Here is a 16,410-nt window from a genome sequence, read left to right as displayed (position 1 = left end):
GTCGGATCGGACGAGGGGAGGAGGTGAACCTTATCCGGCCGGACAACCAGCGGTCTGTGGCGTCGCTGGCCGGACGGCGGGGGTCAGCCGAGCAGGTGGTCGAACTCGCCGCGGCGGGCGCCGTCGAGGAAGGCGGCAATCTCGGCGCGGGTGAAGAGCAGGTGCGGGGCCTCGGGCCGCTTCGAGTCCCGGAGCGCGATCATGTCGCCCGCTGGAGCGAGCTCCACGCAGTCACCGTGGCCGTAGCTGCGCGATGCCTTGACCCAGTCGAGCTGGAGGGGAGCCACGTCGTGAGCCTCCGGGAAGCGTGCGTGCCACCCGTGTCCGGGCTGGTCATCGCGTGTTCGAGAGCGGGGAGCGCCTTGCGGCGCGGGAAGCGTACTGGTTCGGGACGGCGGTCATCCGATCCGGGAGGGGCATGATCCGAACGGCGCCGCGCGCTCGATGCGCTGCGTGCCCACTTCTCGTCAGCTGTGCGGAATCGCCTCGCGGATCAGCACTCCGCTGTCCTCCTCGGAGAGCGCGAGCGCGGAGAGTGACTGCCACGCTGCGGCGTACCGCGCGAGGTCCTCGTCCTTGAACAGGTTGCGGGCGCCGGACAGGCCCTCCACGTAGACGAGCTCGGGCCCGTGGTCGCCCTTGGTGCTCACGATCACGAAGCGACTGTCCATGCCGGGATGGGCGCCGGCCGAGTACGGGAGCACGCGGATCGACACCCGGGGCCGGTCGGCCGCCGCGGCCAACGCCGTCAGCTGCTCCCGCATCGTGTCCGGTCCGCCGGTCGCGCGGTGGAGCACCGACTCGTCGAGGATGGCCCAGATCCATGGCGGGTCGGCTCCGTCGAGGAGCTCCTGGCGGCGGATCCGGTGCTCGACGGTGGTCGCCCGGTCCTCGTCGGGGGTGTCGATCGCCGTGCGGTCCACCACCGCCTCGCAGTAGGCGCGCGTCTGGAAGAGCCCGGGCACGATCGAGCCGTAGGTCGTGATCGCCGACGCTGCCTGCTCGAAGCCGATGTACTCCCGCATCTCCCGCGTCACCGGGGCGTGTTCCCACCACGGCTTCTGCCTCGCCAGACGGGCAAGTTGCCGCAGCTTTCGGTGCGACCGGGCCGGGAGCGCGTAGAAGTCCGCCAGCCGCTCGGCCTTGTCGTCGCCGAGCCCGCGGAGCCCGCGTTCCACCCTCGACAGGAAGCCGGGCGTCACGGCGATGGCCGCTCCCACCTCCTCGAGGCCCAGCTCGTGCTGGGTGCGGAGGCTGCGGAGCATGGTGCCGAGCTCGCGGCGGGCGGTCGGTGGTGTCGACTCCGCGGACATCAGGCGAGTCCGCCGTTCGGCCGCATCCGCTTCACGGAGTGTCACGGTAGCACTCGTGCTCTTGCCTTCAGGCAAATTGCCCCGCACCATTCACGGTGTCGCCCTTCGGGCCGGCGCGGGTCGTTCCGCGCCGGCTGCGACACCGGTCGCGGTGGGAGGTGGTCGTCAGGACGCCGTCTGCGCGACGCCGCGTGCCCGCTCCGCCGGCACGACGGAACCCTGGGAAGAGAGAAGCGCCGCAACCGGTTCGTGGGCCGGTGCAGCGCTTCCTCCGTGGACGACGAGGTGAGCGGCGAGCCCCCTCGATCGTCGACTGTGGATGTCGCCCGGTGCGCCAACACCGAGCGGCGTGCGTTCCTCGGCTCGCCGTCCAGATGCGCTGCACAAGCAAGGGCGGAACGACAATGGACGAGCGTACTAGCGGTTCGTGCAATTGCAAGAGGGGTGAGCCGATCGAGCGGCGGGCGGTCGGCCCGCCGATGACCAGCGGCGATGTCCGCCGCTTCTTCCCTCCGCTCCGGCGCCGGCCTTCGCCTCCGGTCGTGGTCGCCCGGTGGTGGTTCGAACTGACCGTCGCAGGGCTGCTCGCCGCCGCCTCGTGGGCGGTGGTCGAGCTGGTCGGCGGCCCCGGCGCCGTCGCGTGCGGCTTCGCGGCGGGGGCGACCCTGACCGTGGCCACCGCGAAGGTCGAGCCCGTGCGGGAGGCGGTCCTCGGCGTGGTCCAGCGGATGATCGTGCCCCACCGGCTGCGGCTGGGGTTCGTGCGCGGGGGCGTCGCCACGCGTGACGGGCGCCTGCCGGCGATCGTCCGCTCGCAGTGCCGGTTCGACCAGGCCCGGTGCTGGGTACGGCTGCCGGCCGGGCTCCTCGTGGAGGATCTCGTCGCCGCGCGGCGCGTGTTCGCCGGCAGTTGCGGCGCCACGGACGTCGAGGTGGTCCCCGACGGACCGAGGCGGGACCGGGCCATCGTGGTCGTGGTCCGGCCGCGGTGGGGGTGGCCCGGGCGGTGACACGGCACCGATGTCCGGTCGGACCAAGGGTTCTCCGAATCCTTGTCCGGCCGGACGAGCCTGTCGCGGGCGGCCGCGATCTACGGTCCTCCGCATGCTCCGCAGCACCCTGCTGGCCGCGGCCCGGTCGACCGCGTTCCGCGCCGCCGTCGAGTCCGGGCCGTTCGACGCGCTGGTCGGCCGGTTCGTCGCCGGCACCACGCTGGACGAGGCGGTCGCGGTGGCGCGGCGGATCACCGCGGACCGGCTGGTCACGGTGGACCACCTCGGAGAGGACACCACCGACCGCGCGCAGGCGGACGCGAACGTCGCCGCGTACCGGGCGTTGCTGCACCGCCTCGGCGACGAGGGCCTCGCCGACCGGGTCGAGGTGTCGGTGAAGCTGTCGGCCTTCGGTCAGCGGCTGCCCCGCGACGGGGAGAAGATCGCGCTGGAGTCGGCGCGGCAGGTGTGCGAGGCGGCCGCGGGCGTCGGCACCACCGTCACCGTCGACATGGAGGACCACACCACCACCGACGCCACCCTGGCGGCGGTGGGCGACCTGCGCGTCGACTTCCCCTGGGCCGGCGCCGTGCTGCAGTCGCAGCTGCGCCGCACCGAGGGCGACTGCCGGGACCTCGCCGGTCCGGGCTCGCGCGTGCGGTTGTGCAAGGGCGCCTACGACGAGCCCGAGTCGGTGGCCTTCCGGCGGGCGGGCGAGGTCGACCGGTCCTACGTCCGCTGCCTCGGGGTCCTCATGGCGGGGCAGGGGCTGCCGATGGTCGCGACGCACGACCCGCGGCTGGTCGCGATCGCCCAGCACCTCGCGCAGCGCGCCGGGCGCAGCACCCGCGACTACGAGCTGCAGATGCTCTACGGGGTCCGGCCCCGCGCGCAGTCGGAGCTGGCGGCCGAGGGGCAGCGGGTGCGGGTGTACCTGCCCTACGGCACGGAGTGGTTCGGGTACTTCATGCGCCGTCTGGCCGAGCGGCCCGCCAACCTGGCATTCTTCGCGCGCTCGCTCGTGACCCGCGGCTGAACGTCGACAACGCAGCACCGGCGGAAGGAACAGGGATGTCCGATCAGGCCTACGAGGTCGCTGCGTTGGTCGTCTACTTCGCGGCGATGATCGGGATCGGCTACTACGCCTATCGGCAGACCGCCGACCACGAGGAGTACATCCTGGCCGGGCGCCGGCTCCCGCCGTGGGCGGCCGCGCTGAGCGCGGGTGCCTCAGACATGTCGGGCTGGCTGATGATGGGCCTCCCCGGTGCGATCTACGTCGCCGGGCTGGTCGAGGCGTGGATCGCCATCGGCCTGACCGTCGGCGCCTACCTGAACTGGCTGTTCGTGGCGCCGAGGCTGCGTTCCTACACCGAGGTGGCGCAGAACTCGCTCACGATCCCCAGCTTCTTCGAGAACCGGCTGCACGACTCCTCGCGGGCGTTGCGGGTCGCGTCCGGGGCCATCCTCCTGGTGTTCTTCACGTTCTACGTCTCCTCGATGCTGGTCGCGGGCGGCCAGTTCTTCGAGCTCGCCTTCGGGGGCTCCTACCTGCTGGGCGTGGTCCTCGTCGCCGTCGTGACCCTGAGCTACACGTTGTTCGGCGGCTTCCTCGGAGCCTCGCTCACCGACGTGGTGCAGGGCGTGATGATGATGATCGCCCTGCTGGTCGTGCCGGTCGTCGCGATCTCCGCGGTCGGCGGGCTCGGGGAGACGGCCGCGGCGATCCGGGAGGTCGACCCGGCGCGGCTGTCCCTCGTGGGCGGAGGGGCGCTGACCGCGACGACGGTGATCGGCATCATCTCCGCCGCGGCCTGGGGCCTGGGGTACTTCGGCCAGCCGCACATCATCGTGCGGTTCATGGCCATGCGGGACGTCGCCTCGGCCGGCGCCGCGCGGCGGATCGGGATCAGCTGGATGGTGGTGTCGCTGCTCGGGGCGGTCGTCTGCGGTCTCGTCGGCATCGCGTTCTTCCTGCGCACCCCGGTGGCCCTGGACGACCCCGAGCTCGTGGTGCTGGCGATGTCGCAGGCCCTGCTGCCCCCACTCGTCGTCGGGTTCGTGTTCGCCGCCGTGCTGGCGGCGATCATGAGCACCGTGTCGAGCCAGTTGATCGTCAGCTCCTCGGCGTTCGTCGAGGACCTGTACAAGGTCTTCGGCCGCGACACCTCGCCGCGCACCCTGCTGCTGCTCGGCCGGCTGTGCGTGCTCGGGGTGGCCCTGATCGCCGGCGTGCTGGCCATCAGTCCGAGCGACACGATCCTGGACCTCGTCGCGTTCGCCTGGGCGGGTTTCGGCGCATCCTTCGGCCCGGCCATCCTGCTGTGCCTGTTCTGGCGCAGGCTCACCAACTGGGGCGCTCTGGCCGGGATGGTCGCCGGCGCCGTCACCGTCTTCGTGTGGGACGCCTACGGCCAGGCCCTGTCCGGTGTGGACCTGTACGAGATCGTGCCCGGGTTCGTCGTGAACCTCGTGGTCGCCGTCGTCGTCAGCCGCATGACCTACACGCCGAACGACGAGATGGACCGGGAGTTCGCCACCGCGATCGAGGGCGTCCGCGAGAAGCGGGTGAGCGCGTCGTAGCGCGTCGTTCGGCGGCGAGTGCCGCCGGTCATCCCCGCAGTTCGAACACCGCCACGCGGTCGGCTGCCGCGGCGAACTCGTCCGGGTCCGGGCCGTGCACCAGACCGAGCCGCACGAAGAACTGCACCCCGTGCGGCACCTCGGTGGGGAAGGCCCGCATCACCGCGCGGCGGACGTGGGCGTCGGTGGTCTCGACCAGCATCACCGCCCGTTTCCGCCCGCGGGCGGCGAGCTCGCCGTGGCCCGCGGCCCGCGCGTTGCGGGCCCAGTCCGCCTGGGGCAACGCGGCGATCACGTAGCGCCGCCCGTCCACCGTGAGCGGAGAGACGGGTGTTGCTCGAGGTTCGCCGGAGCTCCGCCCGGGCAGGGTGAGCACGTGGATCGTGCCGGTCGGCAGTCTCAGCCGGTTCAGCGCCTTGACCACCCGGTTCACGGTCGGCAGCCACGAGGGGAGGTGGGTTGTCGCCACGGCGAGACCCTTCGATCGTCGAAATGATGTGCCGGACCCTATACTCCTTCGAGTGTCGAAGCAATCTGCGGTGGAGCGCACGGCGCGGGCGGCCGCCGAGTTCGGCGATGCGGGCGACGCCGTGGACGACGCGGCCGCGGCCGTCTTCGGCGTCAACCGCACCGACCTGCGGCTGATCGGCGCGCTGCGCGACGGCCCGCTCAGCGCCGGGCGGCTGGCCGCCGCCGTCCAGCTGAGCCCCGCCGCCGCGACCACGGCGATCCAGCGGCTCGTCGCGCGCGGGCACCTGACCCGGGAGCCGGACCCGGTCGACCGCAGGCGCGCGGTCGTCGCGCTGACCTCGCAGGCGATGCGGATCATCGAGCAGGTCTACGGCCCGCTGGTGGAGGCCGCGCGCGTGACGCTGGCGCGGTGGAGTGCCGCGGAACTGGGGTTGATCGCCGACTTCCTGGAGCGTGGCCGGGCCATGCAGCTGGCGGAGGCGGAGCGCATACGGGCGATGGCGGGCGGGGCCGTCAGTAGCCGACGGTGAACCGCCGCTGCGCGAACCGGGGCTGCTCGGCCTCGTCCAGCACGGCGACGGCCGGGTCCTCGGCGGAGATGTCGGCCGTGCCGTCCTCGCGGACCAGCAGTTGGTCGCCACCGATCCGGAACCGGCCGGTGCGCTCGCCCGGCTGCACGAGCCCGGCCGAGGGGCTGACGTAGGTCCAGTTCCGGTTCGACAGACGATAGAGCTCCAGCGCCTTCCGGTGTGCGCGTACGACGTGGACGTACTCGGACGGGACACCGAGTGCGTCCGGCAGCCCTTCCGCGAAACCGGCGGTGTCGACGACCTGCAACCCCGGCGCCACCTCGAGGCTGCCGGCGCCCCCGACGACGATCAGGCGCAGCCGCGGGAGCGCCTCCATCGCGGCGAGCAACGCGCGGGCCGTGGCCGGGAAGGCCTCGGACCCGGTGCCGGGCTACCGGGAACCCGAGGGCGGCCCCGCGGCCGAGCCGGAGCACCGCGCGTGCGCCGGCCTCACCCAGCTGGTGGCGGCCGCCTGGAGCCGGGCAGCGCCGCACCAGCCCGATGCCGACTGGTCCGACTTCACCCCCGAGCTGGTGGAGGAGGTGCGCCGCGACTTCCCCGACCTGCCGCCCGCGGCCGTCGGGCTGGCCCTGCGCGTGTGGGGCCGGATGCACGGCCTCGTCGCGTTGGAGGTGTACGGCCACCTGCGCGGGCAGACCACCGACCCGGCGCGGCTGTACGAGGCCGAGCTGCGTGACCTCGTGCGGTCACTGGGGTGGGGTCGGGATCAGGAGTAGTTGCCGTACACCCGCTCGGGCTCGACCAGCACGGCCACCCGGCGCTCCTCGCGCATCACGCGGTCGTAGGCGTCCCAGTCGTCGTGCGTGCCGCCGGCGCCGGTGAACACCGCGCGCAGCAGCAACCGCACCCCGTCGGCGTCGACGCCGTCGGCCGGGTCGTCGGGGCCGATGAGCTCGCTGCGGCCGTCGACACCCACCCACTGCCACCCCGCCCGCCACAGCAGTGACGTGGCCGGGCGCTCGCGGAGGCTGCGCAGCTTCACCGGGCCGTAGGTGACGTAGCCGACCACCGGGCGGCCCGTGCGCGGGTGCTCGAGCACCCCTGCGTTGACGAGCGAGGTGTGCGGGGTGCCGTCGGCCCGCACGACGCTGACGCTCGCCAGCCCGTGCTCACGGGTGACGATGGTGCGGACCGGGGTCAGGTCTGGGCTGGTCACGACCCCAGTCTGCACCCGGGCCCCCGTCACGGCGGGGGGATCCGGTGGACGCCGCCGCTCGTGCTCAGGTAGACGCCGCGCAGCGAGGCGCCCGCGCGGTGGCAGGCCTGCTCGAGGGCCGCGGCCCACTGCCGGTCGCCCGCCAGCACGGCGTCGCGGCCGAGGCGTTCCAGCGTGAACACGACCGAGCCGCCGCCCACCTCGGTGGACAGCTGGGCGCAGAGGTCTCTCAGGCCCGCGGCGAGGTCGTCGATCACGCGGAGCTCCGGGCGCAGCGGGATGTCCGAGATCGGCACGATGACCGGGGACTGCCGGCCGTCGCCGTCCACGAACATGATCCAGAGCTGGCGGGCGGCGGCTGCCGGCCCCACCAGCTGTTCCACCCGTTGGAGCACGTCGTCGTCGGTGAGCAGGAGCGGGGCGTCGGCCGGGTTCGGAAGCGTCATGCGGGGAGCGTGGCGCAGCGGGGCATGATCCCGTGGCCGTTCGGGAGAAGTCGCGCCCGGCTCGACCCGGAACCGGGGGCGCGCCATCCTGGGGGCCCCGGTCCGTGGAGGTCCCCGATGCTCAGCACCCGGTTCACCGAGCTCGTCGGCTGCGACGTCCCGCTGCAGCAGGCACCGATGGGGCTCGTGTCCCCGCCGGGCCTCGCGCTCGCGGTGGCCCGGGCGGGTGGTGTCGGCACTCTCAGCGCGCCGCTCGGTGTCGCGCCCCGCGAGCTGGCGGCCTGGCTGGACGCATCGGTGGACGCCGGCGCCGGTGTCCTCGCCGTCAACTTCATCACCGACCAGGTCGATCCGGCGGCCGTCGGCGTCGCGGGCGCCAGGGCCCGGATCGTCGACTTCTTCTGGAACGTGCCCGACCGCAGGCTCGTCGACGCCGCGCACGAGGCCGGGGCGCTGGTGAACTGGCAGGTCGGATCGCTGTCCGAGGCCGTGCTGGCGGTCGAGGTGGGCGCGGACGTCGTCACCGTGCAGGGCAGCGAGGCGGGCGGGCACGTGCGCGGCGACACCCCGCTGCTGGCGCTGCTGGCCGCGGTGCTGCGCGCGGTGGACGTGCCCGTGCTCGCCGCGGGCGGCATCGCCGAGCCGCGGGCGCTGGCCGCCGTGCTCGCGGCCGGGGCGTCCGGCGCGCGGGTCGGCACGCGGTTCCTCGCGGCGCGGGAGTCCGGCGCGCACCCCGAGTACGTCCTCGCGCTGCTCGCCGCGGGGCCGGAGAGCACGGCCGTCACCGACGCCTTCGCGGAGTGCCCGATGTGCGCCACGCTCCCGCGGGCCCGGGTGCTGCGCTCGGCCGTCGAGGCGGTCGGGGCCTGGGGGAGCGGGTCGGTCGGCACCGTCGCGGCCGGGGACGGCGAGCGGCCGCTGCCGCCCCGCGCCGGACTGCCGCCGCACAAGGGCGTGCACGGCCAGGTGCACGCCATGGCGTTGTACGCGGGTGGCGCCGTCGAGCACGTCACCGCGGTGCGAGCGGCCGAGGAGGTCGTCCGGGAGCTGGCGGAAGGGGCGGAGGTCCTGCTCCGCAGGTGGTGACCCCCGACGGGTGCGGGGTGGGAGGGCGACATCATGACGGCATGAGTGCGGACAGCGGCGAGGCCGCTCGGCGTCCGGTCCGCCGGCAGGCGGAGATCGCGGCCTACGTCGTCGAGCACGGCACCGCCACCGCCCACGAGCTCGTCGAGGCGTTCGGCGTCAGCCTCATGACGGTGCACCGCGACCTCGACGCGCTGGAGCGCCAGGGCGTGGTCCGCAAGTACCGGGGCGGGGTGAGCGCGCAGCCCACCAGCGTGTTCGAGAGCAACGTGGCCTACCGGCTGAACACCGCGCAGGCGCAGAAGCAGGCGCTCGCCCGCCGTGCCCGGGAGCTGGTCGAGCCCGGGATGTCGGTGATGCTCGACGACTCCACCACCGCCCTCGCCCTGGTCCCGATGCTGGAGGACGTCCGGCCGCTCACGGTGGCGACCAACTTCCTGCCGGCCATCTCCCTGCTCACCGCGATGCCCGACACCCAGCTGATCGTGCTCGGCGGGATCTACTCGCCCACGCACGACTCGTTCGGCGGCGTGCCCTGCGCCGAGGCCGTCGAGGCGCTGCAGACCGATCTGCTGTTCTGCAGCGTCTCCGCGGTCTCCGGCACGCACGCCTACCACCAGGAGCAGGAGATCGTGCTGGTGAAGCGGGCCATGCTGCGGGCCGCCCGCACGCGGGTGCTGCTGATCGACAACGCCAAGCTGCGGCGCACGGCGCTGCACCGCCTCGCCCCGCTCACCGGCTTCGACCTCGTCCTCGTGGACGACCAGGCGCCCGCGGACGGCATCGCCGCGCTGCGCGAGCACGGGGCCGCGGTGGAGGTCGTCGCGGTCTGAGCCACCACCGGCTCTGTTAGTTACCTCTGAACTTCACGCTTTGGGCCTGTTCGTACCCATGATCGGGTGATAACTTCCCGTCCAGTCGTCGCCCCGAGGTGACGCCCACCACGACGAGGAGGCGGGCATGACCGCTGTCGGCCAGCCCGTCCGGTCCCGTCCGGGCGTGGCGGCGCAGGCCGCACCACCGGCCGGGCGGAAACGCCCTTTGCGGGAGTACGGGCTCTTCGCCCTGATGGTGGCCCCGAACCTGCTCGTGATCGCCGTCTTCGCCTACTGGCCGATCCTCTACAACGCCTACCTGAGCCTGACGGACTGGAACATGATCGCCGTCCGGCCGACCTTCGTCGGCCTGGCCAACTACGCGCGCACGCTCACCGACCCCGCGTTCCACCAGACGCTGTGGGTCACCGTGGTGTTCACCGGGCTGGTCGTGGCCGGCAGCCTCGTGATCGGGCTGGCGCTCGCGGTCCTGCTGAACCAGCCGCTGGCCGGGCGCGGGGTGGTGCGCACGCTCTCGTTCGCGCCGCACGTGCTCTCCGGCGCCGCGGTGGCCACGCTGTGCCTGTTCATCTTCGACCCCGGCTACGGGCTGGTGCGGGCGCTGCTCGACCCGCTCGGCCTCACGGCACCGGACCTCAACTCCTCCGACGGGGCGCTGTTCGGCCTGGTGCTCGTCTACCTGTGGAAGAACGTGGGCTTCGCCGGGCTGATCTACCTGACCGGCATGCAGGGCCTGCCCCGCGAGCTGGACGAGGCCGCCGTCCTCGACGGCGCGGGTGCCTGGACCCGCTTCCGCCGGGTCGCGCTGCCGCAGCTGCGGCCGATCACCTTCTTCCTGCTGATCACCACGGTGATCGGGACGTTCCAGGCGTTCGACGTGATCGCGGTGATGACCGGCGGCGGGCCGGGTGACGCGACCACCACGCTCAGCTGGGCCATCTACAGCGAGGGCTTCGAGGCGTTCGACGCCGGCCGCGCCGCAACGCTGTCGATCATCATGTTCGTCCTCCTGCTGATCGTCACCGCGGTCCAGGTCAAGGTCATGGAGAGGCGGGTGCACGTCGGATGACGGCGACGATGCCGCCGCGGTCGGTCCCGGCCCGTCCGCAGCGGACACCACGGCCCGTGCGCGCCGTGCAGTACGTCCTGCTGCTGGGCGTCGCCGCGGTGTTCCTCGGCCCGCTGTACTGGCTCCTCGCCACGTCGCTGAAGACGCCGGACGAGATCTACCAGTTCCCGCCCGCCTGGTGGTCCAGCGGCCTGACCTGGGAGAACTTCAGGCTGGCCTGGGAGGCTGCCCCCTTCGACCGGTTCTTCGTGAACTCGACGGTCGCCACGGTGGCCGGCACCGCGCTGAAGGTGGTGAACGCGGTGCTCACCGCGTACGCCTTCGTGCACCTGCGGTTCCCGTTCAAGAACGTGCTGTTCCTGGCGATCCTGGGCGCGATGATGGTGCCCGGCCACGTCACGCTGCTGCCGAACTACCTCACGGTCGCGAGCCTGGGCTGGATCAACACCTACGCCGGGCTGATCATCCCGGGCATCGGCTCCGCGTTCGCCACGTTCCTGATGCGCCAGCACTTCCTCACGCTGCCGCGCGAGGTGACCGATGCGGCCTCGGTCGACGGGGCGGGGCACCTGCGCACGCTCTGGCAGGTGGTGCTGCCGATGTCGCGCCCGATGCTGGTGACCGTCGTCGTGATCACGGCCGTCGAGGAGTGGAACAACTTCGTGTGGCCGCTGATCGTCACCAACACCGCGGAGATGCGCACGTTGCCGATCGGCCTGCTGCTGCTGAAGGACCAGGAGGGCCCGGCGAACTGGGGTACGACGATGGCCGGGACGACCTTCGTCCTCGTGCCGATGCTGCTGATCTTCTTCGTGGCGCAGCGCTGGATCGTCGGTGGCATCACGGCCGGGGCGGTGAAGGGATGACCACCAGGCGCGCCTTCCTGGGGCTCCTCGGCGCGGCCGGGCTCGCGGGCTGCGGCTTCCGCTCCCCGGACGCGGAGTACGGGCAGCCCTCCGGCACCGTGCCACCGCAGTACGCCGGGCGCGTGCGGGTGGTGTTCTGGCACTCCTACAGTGGCCGCAACGGCAAGGTGCTCGGCGAGCTGGTCACGCGGTTCAACGACGTCCAGGACGACGTGTACGTCGAGGCGCAGTACCAGGGCAGCTACGACGACACCGCGCAGAAGGTGGCCGCGTCGCTGATCGCGGGGCAGGTGCCGGACATCGCGATCTTCTCCGACGTCACGTGGGAGCGGTTCTACCTCAACGACGCGCTGGAGCCCTTCGACGGCTACTTCCGGACCGGGTTCGACGCGGGCGTCTACGAGCCGAAGCTGTTCGACGAGGGGGTGCTGCGGGGGCGCAGCTGGTGGCTCCCGTTCGCGCGCAGCACCCCGATGCTCTACTTCAACCGCGACGCGTTCTCCCGTGCCGGGTTGCCCGACCGGGCCCCCGACACCTGGAGCGAGCTGCGGGAGTGGGCGCCGGCGCTGGCGGGGGTGCAGTCGGCGGGGCGGTCGCTGCGGGCGCTCGCGTTCGTCAAGACCGACGGCGACTGGCAGTTCCAGGGCAACGTCTGGCAGTTCGGCGGCGCCTACTCCAACGGCCTCGACGTGACGATCGACGAGGACGGCGCCGTCGCCGCGGGTGAGTGGCAGCGGCGGCTGATCCACGAGGACGGCCACGGCTACATGGCCAACAGCGCGATGACCGACTTCGCGGGCGGGCTCACGGCCATGGCGCAGGACAGCACCGGCGGCCTGCGCAACGCGATGGAGAAGGCGTCGTTCGAGGTGGGGGCCGGGTTCGTGCCGTCGGAGGTGGCCGCGGGAGTGGCCACGGGTGGTGGCGGGATCGGGATGATGCGCAACGCGACGGCGGAGCGCAAGCAGGCCGCGGCGGTCTTCCTGGCCTACCTCGCCCGGCCCGAGGTCGCCGCGCACTGGACGATCGAGACCGGCTACCTGCCCGTCGTCACCGCGGCGCAGCGGGAGCCCGCGCTGGTGGACCTCATCGCGCGGCAGCCCAACTACGGCGTCGCGATCCGGCAGCTCCCCCGTGCCCGCCAGCAGGACGCCATCCGGCTCTACGGACGCAACGCCAACGTGTCCATCTACACCGGGTTGCAGCAGATCTACGCCGACAACGCCGATCCGCGCGAGGTGTTCCGGTCCGTGGCGCGGCGGCTCGAGTCGATCGCCGACGAGGTCCGGCGCCAGTACGAGGAGAAGGTACAAGCATGATCATCACCGGTCACCGCGGCGCCATGGGCAGCGAGCCGGAGAACACGCTGCGCTCGTTCCGCAGGGCCGTGCAGGAGGGTTGCGACGAGATCGAGCTCGACCTGCGCGTCACCGCCGACGGGCGGCTGGTCGTGCTGCACGACGCCACCGTGGACCGGACCACCGACGCCACCGGCGCCGTCGCCGACCTGACCTTCGACGAGGTCCGCGCGCTCGACGCCGGCCTGGGCGAGCAGGTGCCGACGTGGGCCGAGGTGGTGGCCGCGGTCGACGTGCGGTTCCAGGCCGAGGTGAAGGCGGAGGCCGCGGTCGGGCTGCTGGCCGAGTCGCTGCGGACCGATCCGGAGCTGGCGCGCCGCACCCTCGTGACGTCGTCGCACGCGGAGGTCCTGCTGGCCGTGCGCCGGGAGCTGCCGGACGCCGCGACCGGGCTGATCCTCGGCCGCACCCCGGCGTTCGACGAGATCGTCGCCCGGGCGACCGCCGCCGACGCGGGCACCGCGCTGTGCGGCATCGCGGGGCTCACCGTCGACGGCGTCGCCGACCTGCACGAGCGCGGGTTCGACGTGACGGCGTGGCCGGTGCCGGACGCGCAGGTGTTCGCGCGAGCCGCGGAGCTGGCGGTCGACGGGGTCACCACCGACCACCCCGACCGGCTCTGCACGCTCGCGCGCGCGAGCTGAACCACGTGTCACCGGGGAGGCAACGAACGCGGCAGCCCGAACGACGGGAGCACACCGCTGTCGAAGTGGGTGATCGCGCGGATGCGGTCGCCGTCGAGGGTGAGGACGTCGATGCCGGTGCCGTGGCGGACCTCGCCCGCGGGGGCACGCAGGTAGGTGCCCACCGCCGGCTGGCCGTTGGCCCGGGTCGGGACGACGTCGTAGGTCCGGAGGCGGAATACCTCGGTGAAGAAGCCGGCCACCGGCCCGCGGCCCACGTACTCCAGGGGGATCGGTGGCATGGCCAGGAGGACGTCGTCGGTGAGCAGCGCGACGAGCGCGTCGACGTCGCCGGACCGGTAGGCGCGGGTGAGCCGGTCGACGAGCGCCCGCTCGGCAGGCGAGCCGGGAGCGGGCGCCAGTTCGCTCGCCCCGGCCGGTGGCACGCGGCGGCGTACGGCGCTGCGCGCGCGTTTGAGGGCGCTGTGCACCGACGCGACGGTCGTGTCGAGCATGTCGGCCACCTCGTCGGCCGGGAATCCGAGCACCTCGCGCAGGACGAGCACGGCGCGCTGGCGGGCGGGGAGCACCTGCAGGGCCGTCATGAAGGCCAACGAGACGGCTTCGGTCTGCGCGTAGTGCGCGTCCGGGCCGGGTGGCACGTCGATGCCGCCCAAGAGGAGGGCGTCGGGATAGGGCTCGAGCCACAGGACCTCGCCGAGGCGCGACGGCTCGGGCGGCGCGAAGCCGGGCACGCTCGCCTGCACGGTCGGGCGGCGGCCGGCCGCGCGGAGCGCGTTGAGGCACCGGTTGGTGGCGATCCGGTAGAGCCACGTGCGGATCGAGGCGCGCCCCTCGAACGCCCCGATGCCCTGCCACGCGGCCAGCAGCGCGTCCTGCAGGGCGTCCTCGGCGTCCTGGAAGGAGCCGAGCATGCGGTAGCAGTGCACCTGCAGCTCCCGCCGGTACGGCTCGGTCAGCACGCGGAACGCCTCGCCGTCCCCGGCCTGCGCCCTGGCCACCAGGTCGGTCGTCATCACGCCAGTATCGACACCGGGCGCCCCGCGAACCGGGCGCAGCGGCCGCGCCCAGTTCCTCGCCATCGTGGTGTCTGCACCGACGGCTGATCGGAGGAGCTCATGATGGTGCTGACGGGCAGGACGGCGCTGGTCCACGGCGGCGGTGGGGCGGTCGGCGGCGCCGTGGCGCGCGCGTTCGCCGCCGCGGGAGCCCGCGTCCACCTCGCCGGGCGGTCGAGGGCCCGGCTCGAGGCGGTGGCGGACGAGATCGGTGACGCCGCCGTCGTGGCGGACGTCGACGCGCTCGACGGGCGCGCCGTCGCCGATCACGCCGACGCGGTGGCGGCGGCCGAGGGTGGGATCGACATCGCCCTGAACGCCGTGTCCTTCCCGTTCGTGCACGACAGGGCGTTCGCCGAGGTGTCCGTCGAGGAGGTCCTGCACCCGATCGAGCGCCACCTGCGCACGAACCTGGTCACGGCCAAGGCGGTGGCACCGCACATGGCGGCGCGCGGGGCGGGGACGATCCTGACGCTCTCGGCGGCCGCGTCGCGGATCGGGACCCCCGGGAGCCTCGGTTACGGCACCGCCTGCGCCGCGATCGAGACGCTGACCCAGCGGCTCGCCGTCGAGCTCGGGCCGAGCGGCGTCCGCGTCGCCTGCCTGCGCTCGCACCTGATCGCCGACGGTCCCGCCCACGGCTCCCCCACCGGTGAGCTGTTCGCGCGACGGGCCGCCGCGGCGGGCGTCGACGTCGCGCAGCTGCCGGCCGATGTCACCCTGCTGGGGCGGCTCCCGACGCTGGCCCAGGTCGGCGCCGCGGCGGTGTTCGTGGCGTCGGACGGTGCCGCCGCGATCACGGGTGCCGTCCTCGACCTGACCTGCGGCAGTGCCGTGCGCACCGCAACGGGATCCGTCGTCGGCGTGCTCGACTAGCCCACACCTGGCGACGGCCGGTTCCGGCTCGGATCGGCTCGGCGCGCGGTACCGAGCGCCCCGGGCTACCGCGCCGTTTGTGCGAGCACCGCCGTGGCCACCTCCGCGTGCGCCCGGCGGGGGAGCTCCGCCCCGACCCCGTCGAGGACCAGCAGGGTTGCGCCGGGGATCTCCTCGGCCAGCGCCTTCGCATTGCCCACCGGGAAGAACGGGTCGGCGGCGCCGTGCACCACCAGCGTCGGTGCGGTGATCTCCGGGAGCCGTTCGCGCCAGCGTGGCGTGCAGTCCAGCTTCGAGAACACCGTGCTCAGCAGGCCGTTGCGCGCCGACGCCGGGTGCGGACCGGAGCGGTCGAGAACACCGGCCGCGCGGGCGCGGGCCTCGCCGGCGTCGAACTGCGGCGAGCCGGAGAACGCGCGTGCCGTGGCCACCGCGCCGTCCAGTATCGACGTGCGGTCGGTCCAGTCGACCGGTGGAGCGCTGCCGAAGTGGGTCATGATCTCGGGGGAGTGCTCGGGCAGGTCGTCGTCGACGGGGCCCGGCGCGACCGGGCGGGTGCCGACCAGCACGAGCGAGGCGACCCGTGACGGGTGGTCCAGGGCCAGGAGCTGTGCGATGAAGCCGCCGGTCGCGATGCCCACGACGTGCGCGCGTGCGATGCCGAGCCCGTCGAGCACACCGACGGCGTCGGTGACGAGGTCGCGCAGCGTGTAGCCGGGCGAGTCGGGGTCGACGGTGGTCGACCGGCCGGCGTCCCGCAGGTCGTAGCGGATGACGAACCGGCCGGTCAGCCGCTCGACGAGCTCGTCGTCCCAGGTGGCGACGGTGGTGCCGATCAGCAGCAGCGGGATGCCGGTCGGCGGGCCGACGGTGTCGACGCACAGCTCGACGTCGCCGACCGGAAGAAGGGTCTCCATACCGACGAGACCGCGCGAGACGGCAGAACTCATCGGGCCGGATCCACCGGACCCGCTACGTTCGTCGGCTTCGAGCATGCGCGGGGTGCGAGTCCCACCACTTCTGCTGATCATGGCCGGTCGCGCGTTCCGCGGAACGCGCCCATGCG

At 73.2% G+C, this 16,410-nt stretch carries 20 protein-coding genes; 12 read left to right on the top strand and 8 right to left on the bottom strand.

Annotated features, from left to right (window positions below; translation table 11 throughout):
* Positions 1-83 precede the first annotated feature (83 nt).
* The gene (locus tag FB558_RS06965) at positions 84-287 is read right to left on the bottom strand and encodes a DUF397 domain-containing protein (protein WP_142049245.1); all 204 of its coding nucleotides are present in this window, start codon (positions 285-287) and stop codon (positions 84-86) included.
* Between the two features lie 180 nt (positions 288-467).
* Entirely contained in the window at positions 468-1,313 is an 846-nt protein-coding gene (locus tag FB558_RS06960; protein ID WP_170231210.1) for a helix-turn-helix domain-containing protein, read from the bottom strand.
* 542 nt (positions 1,314-1,855) lie between these two features.
* On the opposite strand from FB558_RS06960, the gene FB558_RS06955 reads away from it, so the two are divergent.
* The 3 genes from FB558_RS06955 (at position 1,856) to putP (ending at position 4,888) form a co-directional block, all read left to right on the top strand.
* Positions 1,856-2,323: a hypothetical protein gene (locus FB558_RS06955; RefSeq protein ID WP_142049239.1), complete on the top strand. Its 468-nt coding sequence runs from the start codon at positions 1,856-1,858 to the stop codon at positions 2,321-2,323.
* A 94-nt stretch (positions 2,324-2,417) separates the two neighbouring features.
* A complete protein-coding gene (locus tag FB558_RS06950) occupies positions 2,418-3,341 on the top strand; it encodes a proline dehydrogenase family protein (RefSeq protein ID WP_142049235.1) in 924 nt (307 codons plus the stop codon).
* A gap of 35 nt (positions 3,342-3,376) precedes the next feature.
* On the top strand, positions 3,377-4,888 hold the full coding sequence (putP, locus tag FB558_RS06945; RefSeq protein WP_142049232.1) for a sodium/proline symporter PutP: 1,512 nt from the start codon (positions 3,377-3,379) through the stop codon (positions 4,886-4,888).
* Positions 4,889-4,916: 28 nt separating this feature from the next.
* Here the strand turns inward: putP and FB558_RS06940 are convergent, their stop codons facing one another.
* Positions 4,917-5,357 (bottom strand): nitroreductase/quinone reductase family protein, encoded by a 441-nt coding sequence (locus tag FB558_RS06940; protein ID WP_142049229.1) that lies wholly within the window; start codon positions 5,355-5,357, stop codon positions 4,917-4,919.
* 52 nt (positions 5,358-5,409) lie between these two features.
* Here FB558_RS06940 and FB558_RS06935 point away from each other — a divergent pair, with 52 nt between their 5' ends.
* Positions 5,410-5,889, top strand: a complete 480-nt coding sequence (locus tag FB558_RS06935) for a MarR family winged helix-turn-helix transcriptional regulator (protein WP_170231209.1) — start codon at positions 5,410-5,412, stop codon at positions 5,887-5,889.
* Here FB558_RS06935 and FB558_RS06930 read toward each other — a convergent pair.
* Positions 5,873-6,265 carry an NAD(P)-dependent oxidoreductase gene (locus FB558_RS06930; RefSeq protein ID WP_142049223.1) on the bottom strand — a complete coding sequence of 131 codons (393 nt, stop codon included), beginning with the start codon at positions 6,263-6,265 and terminating at the stop codon, positions 5,873-5,875. The two genes, FB558_RS06935 and FB558_RS06930, sit on opposite strands and share 17 nt — an antisense overlap.
* 22 nt (positions 6,266-6,287) lie before the next feature.
* Here FB558_RS06930 and FB558_RS06925 point away from each other — a divergent pair, with 22 nt between their 5' ends.
* Entirely contained in the window at positions 6,288-6,665 is a 378-nt protein-coding gene (locus FB558_RS06925; RefSeq protein WP_246106288.1) for a TetR-like C-terminal domain-containing protein, read from the top strand.
* Here FB558_RS06925 and FB558_RS06920 read toward each other — a convergent pair.
* Positions 6,656-7,105 (bottom strand): pyridoxamine 5'-phosphate oxidase family protein, encoded by a 450-nt coding sequence (locus FB558_RS06920; RefSeq protein ID WP_142049220.1) that lies wholly within the window; start codon positions 7,103-7,105, stop codon positions 6,656-6,658. The genes FB558_RS06925 and FB558_RS06920 overlap by 10 nt on opposite strands.
* 26 nt (positions 7,106-7,131) lie before the next feature.
* The gene (locus FB558_RS06915; protein ID WP_142049217.1) at positions 7,132-7,551 is read right to left on the bottom strand and encodes a hypothetical protein; all 420 of its coding nucleotides are present in this window, start codon (positions 7,549-7,551) and stop codon (positions 7,132-7,134) included.
* A 117-nt stretch (positions 7,552-7,668) separates the two neighbouring features.
* Here FB558_RS06915 and FB558_RS06910 point away from each other — a divergent pair, with 117 nt between their 5' ends.
* From FB558_RS06910 to FB558_RS06885, 6 genes are all read left to right on the top strand, one after another.
* Positions 7,669-8,637: an NAD(P)H-dependent flavin oxidoreductase gene (locus FB558_RS06910; protein ID WP_142049214.1), complete on the top strand. Its 969-nt coding sequence runs from the start codon at positions 7,669-7,671 to the stop codon at positions 8,635-8,637.
* Between the two features lie 41 nt (positions 8,638-8,678).
* Positions 8,679-9,470, top strand: a complete 792-nt coding sequence (locus tag FB558_RS06905) for a DeoR/GlpR family DNA-binding transcription regulator (RefSeq protein WP_142049211.1) — start codon at positions 8,679-8,681, stop codon at positions 9,468-9,470.
* Positions 9,471-9,597: 127 nt separating this feature from the next.
* Positions 9,598-10,542, top strand: a complete 945-nt coding sequence (locus FB558_RS06900) for a carbohydrate ABC transporter permease (protein WP_142049208.1) — start codon at positions 9,598-9,600, stop codon at positions 10,540-10,542.
* Complete coding sequence (locus FB558_RS06895; protein WP_211366152.1) at positions 10,539-11,408, top strand: carbohydrate ABC transporter permease; 870 nt, start codon at positions 10,539-10,541, stop codon at positions 11,406-11,408. Before FB558_RS06900 ends, FB558_RS06895 begins: the two co-directional genes overlap by 4 nt.
* Positions 11,405-12,727 (top strand): ABC transporter substrate-binding protein, encoded by a 1,323-nt coding sequence (locus FB558_RS06890; protein ID WP_142049204.1) that lies wholly within the window; start codon positions 11,405-11,407, stop codon positions 12,725-12,727. The genes FB558_RS06895 and FB558_RS06890 overlap by 4 nt, the downstream gene beginning before the upstream one ends.
* Positions 12,724-13,410 carry a glycerophosphodiester phosphodiesterase gene (locus tag FB558_RS06885; RefSeq protein WP_142049201.1) on the top strand — a complete coding sequence of 229 codons (687 nt, stop codon included), beginning with the start codon at positions 12,724-12,726 and terminating at the stop codon, positions 13,408-13,410. Before FB558_RS06890 ends, FB558_RS06885 begins: the two co-directional genes overlap by 4 nt.
* A gap of 8 nt (positions 13,411-13,418) precedes the next feature.
* On the opposite strand, the gene FB558_RS06880 is transcribed toward FB558_RS06885, so the two are convergent.
* On the bottom strand, positions 13,419-14,426 hold the full coding sequence (locus FB558_RS06880) for a sigma-70 family RNA polymerase sigma factor (RefSeq protein WP_142049198.1): 1,008 nt from the start codon (positions 14,424-14,426) through the stop codon (positions 13,419-13,421).
* A gap of 102 nt (positions 14,427-14,528) precedes the next feature.
* Here FB558_RS06880 and FB558_RS06875 point away from each other — a divergent pair, with 102 nt between their 5' ends.
* Positions 14,529-15,344: an SDR family NAD(P)-dependent oxidoreductase gene (locus tag FB558_RS06875; protein WP_211366150.1), complete on the top strand. Its 816-nt coding sequence runs from the start codon at positions 14,529-14,531 to the stop codon at positions 15,342-15,344.
* A gap of 65 nt (positions 15,345-15,409) precedes the next feature.
* Here the strand turns inward: FB558_RS06875 and FB558_RS06870 are convergent, their stop codons facing one another.
* On the bottom strand, positions 15,410-16,294 hold the full coding sequence (locus tag FB558_RS06870) for an alpha/beta fold hydrolase (RefSeq protein WP_246106287.1): 885 nt from the start codon (positions 16,292-16,294) through the stop codon (positions 15,410-15,412).
* Positions 16,295-16,410 lie beyond the last annotated feature (116 nt).

It is taken from the genome of Pseudonocardia kunmingensis (assembly GCF_006716445.1).
Taxonomy (GTDB): Bacteria; Actinomycetota; Actinomycetes; order Mycobacteriales; family Pseudonocardiaceae; genus Pseudonocardia; species Pseudonocardia kunmingensis.
This window is presented reverse-complemented; position numbering and strand designations above follow the sequence as displayed.

Coding starts and splice junctions, on each gene's coding strand:
- FB558_RS06880 (WP_142049198.1), bottom strand. CDS start 14,426: ATGACGACCGACCTGGTGGCCAGGGCGCAGGCCGGGGACGGCGAGGCG.
- FB558_RS06910 (WP_142049214.1), top strand. CDS start 7,669: ATGCTCAGCACCCGGTTCACCGAGCTCGTCGGCTGCGACGTCCCGCTG.
- putP (WP_142049232.1), top strand. CDS start 3,377: ATGTCCGATCAGGCCTACGAGGTCGCTGCGTTGGTCGTCTACTTCGCG.
- FB558_RS06895 (WP_211366152.1), top strand. CDS start 10,539: ATGACGGCGACGATGCCGCCGCGGTCGGTCCCGGCCCGTCCGCAGCGG.
- FB558_RS06950 (WP_142049235.1), top strand. CDS start 2,418: ATGCTCCGCAGCACCCTGCTGGCCGCGGCCCGGTCGACCGCGTTCCGC.
- FB558_RS06870 (WP_246106287.1), bottom strand. CDS start 16,294: ATGAGTTCTGCCGTCTCGCGCGGTCTCGTCGGTATGGAGACCCTTCTT.
- FB558_RS06930 (WP_142049223.1), bottom strand. CDS start 6,265: ATGGAGGCGCTCCCGCGGCTGCGCCTGATCGTCGTCGGGGGCGCCGGC.
- FB558_RS06905 (WP_142049211.1), top strand. CDS start 8,679: ATGAGTGCGGACAGCGGCGAGGCCGCTCGGCGTCCGGTCCGCCGGCAG.
- FB558_RS06900 (WP_142049208.1), top strand. CDS start 9,598: ATGACCGCTGTCGGCCAGCCCGTCCGGTCCCGTCCGGGCGTGGCGGCG.
- FB558_RS06960 (WP_170231210.1), bottom strand. CDS start 1,313: ATGTCCGCGGAGTCGACACCACCGACCGCCCGCCGCGAGCTCGGCACC.
- FB558_RS06885 (WP_142049201.1), top strand. CDS start 12,724: ATGATCATCACCGGTCACCGCGGCGCCATGGGCAGCGAGCCGGAGAAC.
- FB558_RS06915 (WP_142049217.1), bottom strand. CDS start 7,551: ATGACGCTTCCGAACCCGGCCGACGCCCCGCTCCTGCTCACCGACGAC.
- FB558_RS06875 (WP_211366150.1), top strand. CDS start 14,529: ATGATGGTGCTGACGGGCAGGACGGCGCTGGTCCACGGCGGCGGTGGG.
- FB558_RS06890 (WP_142049204.1), top strand. CDS start 11,405: ATGACCACCAGGCGCGCCTTCCTGGGGCTCCTCGGCGCGGCCGGGCTC.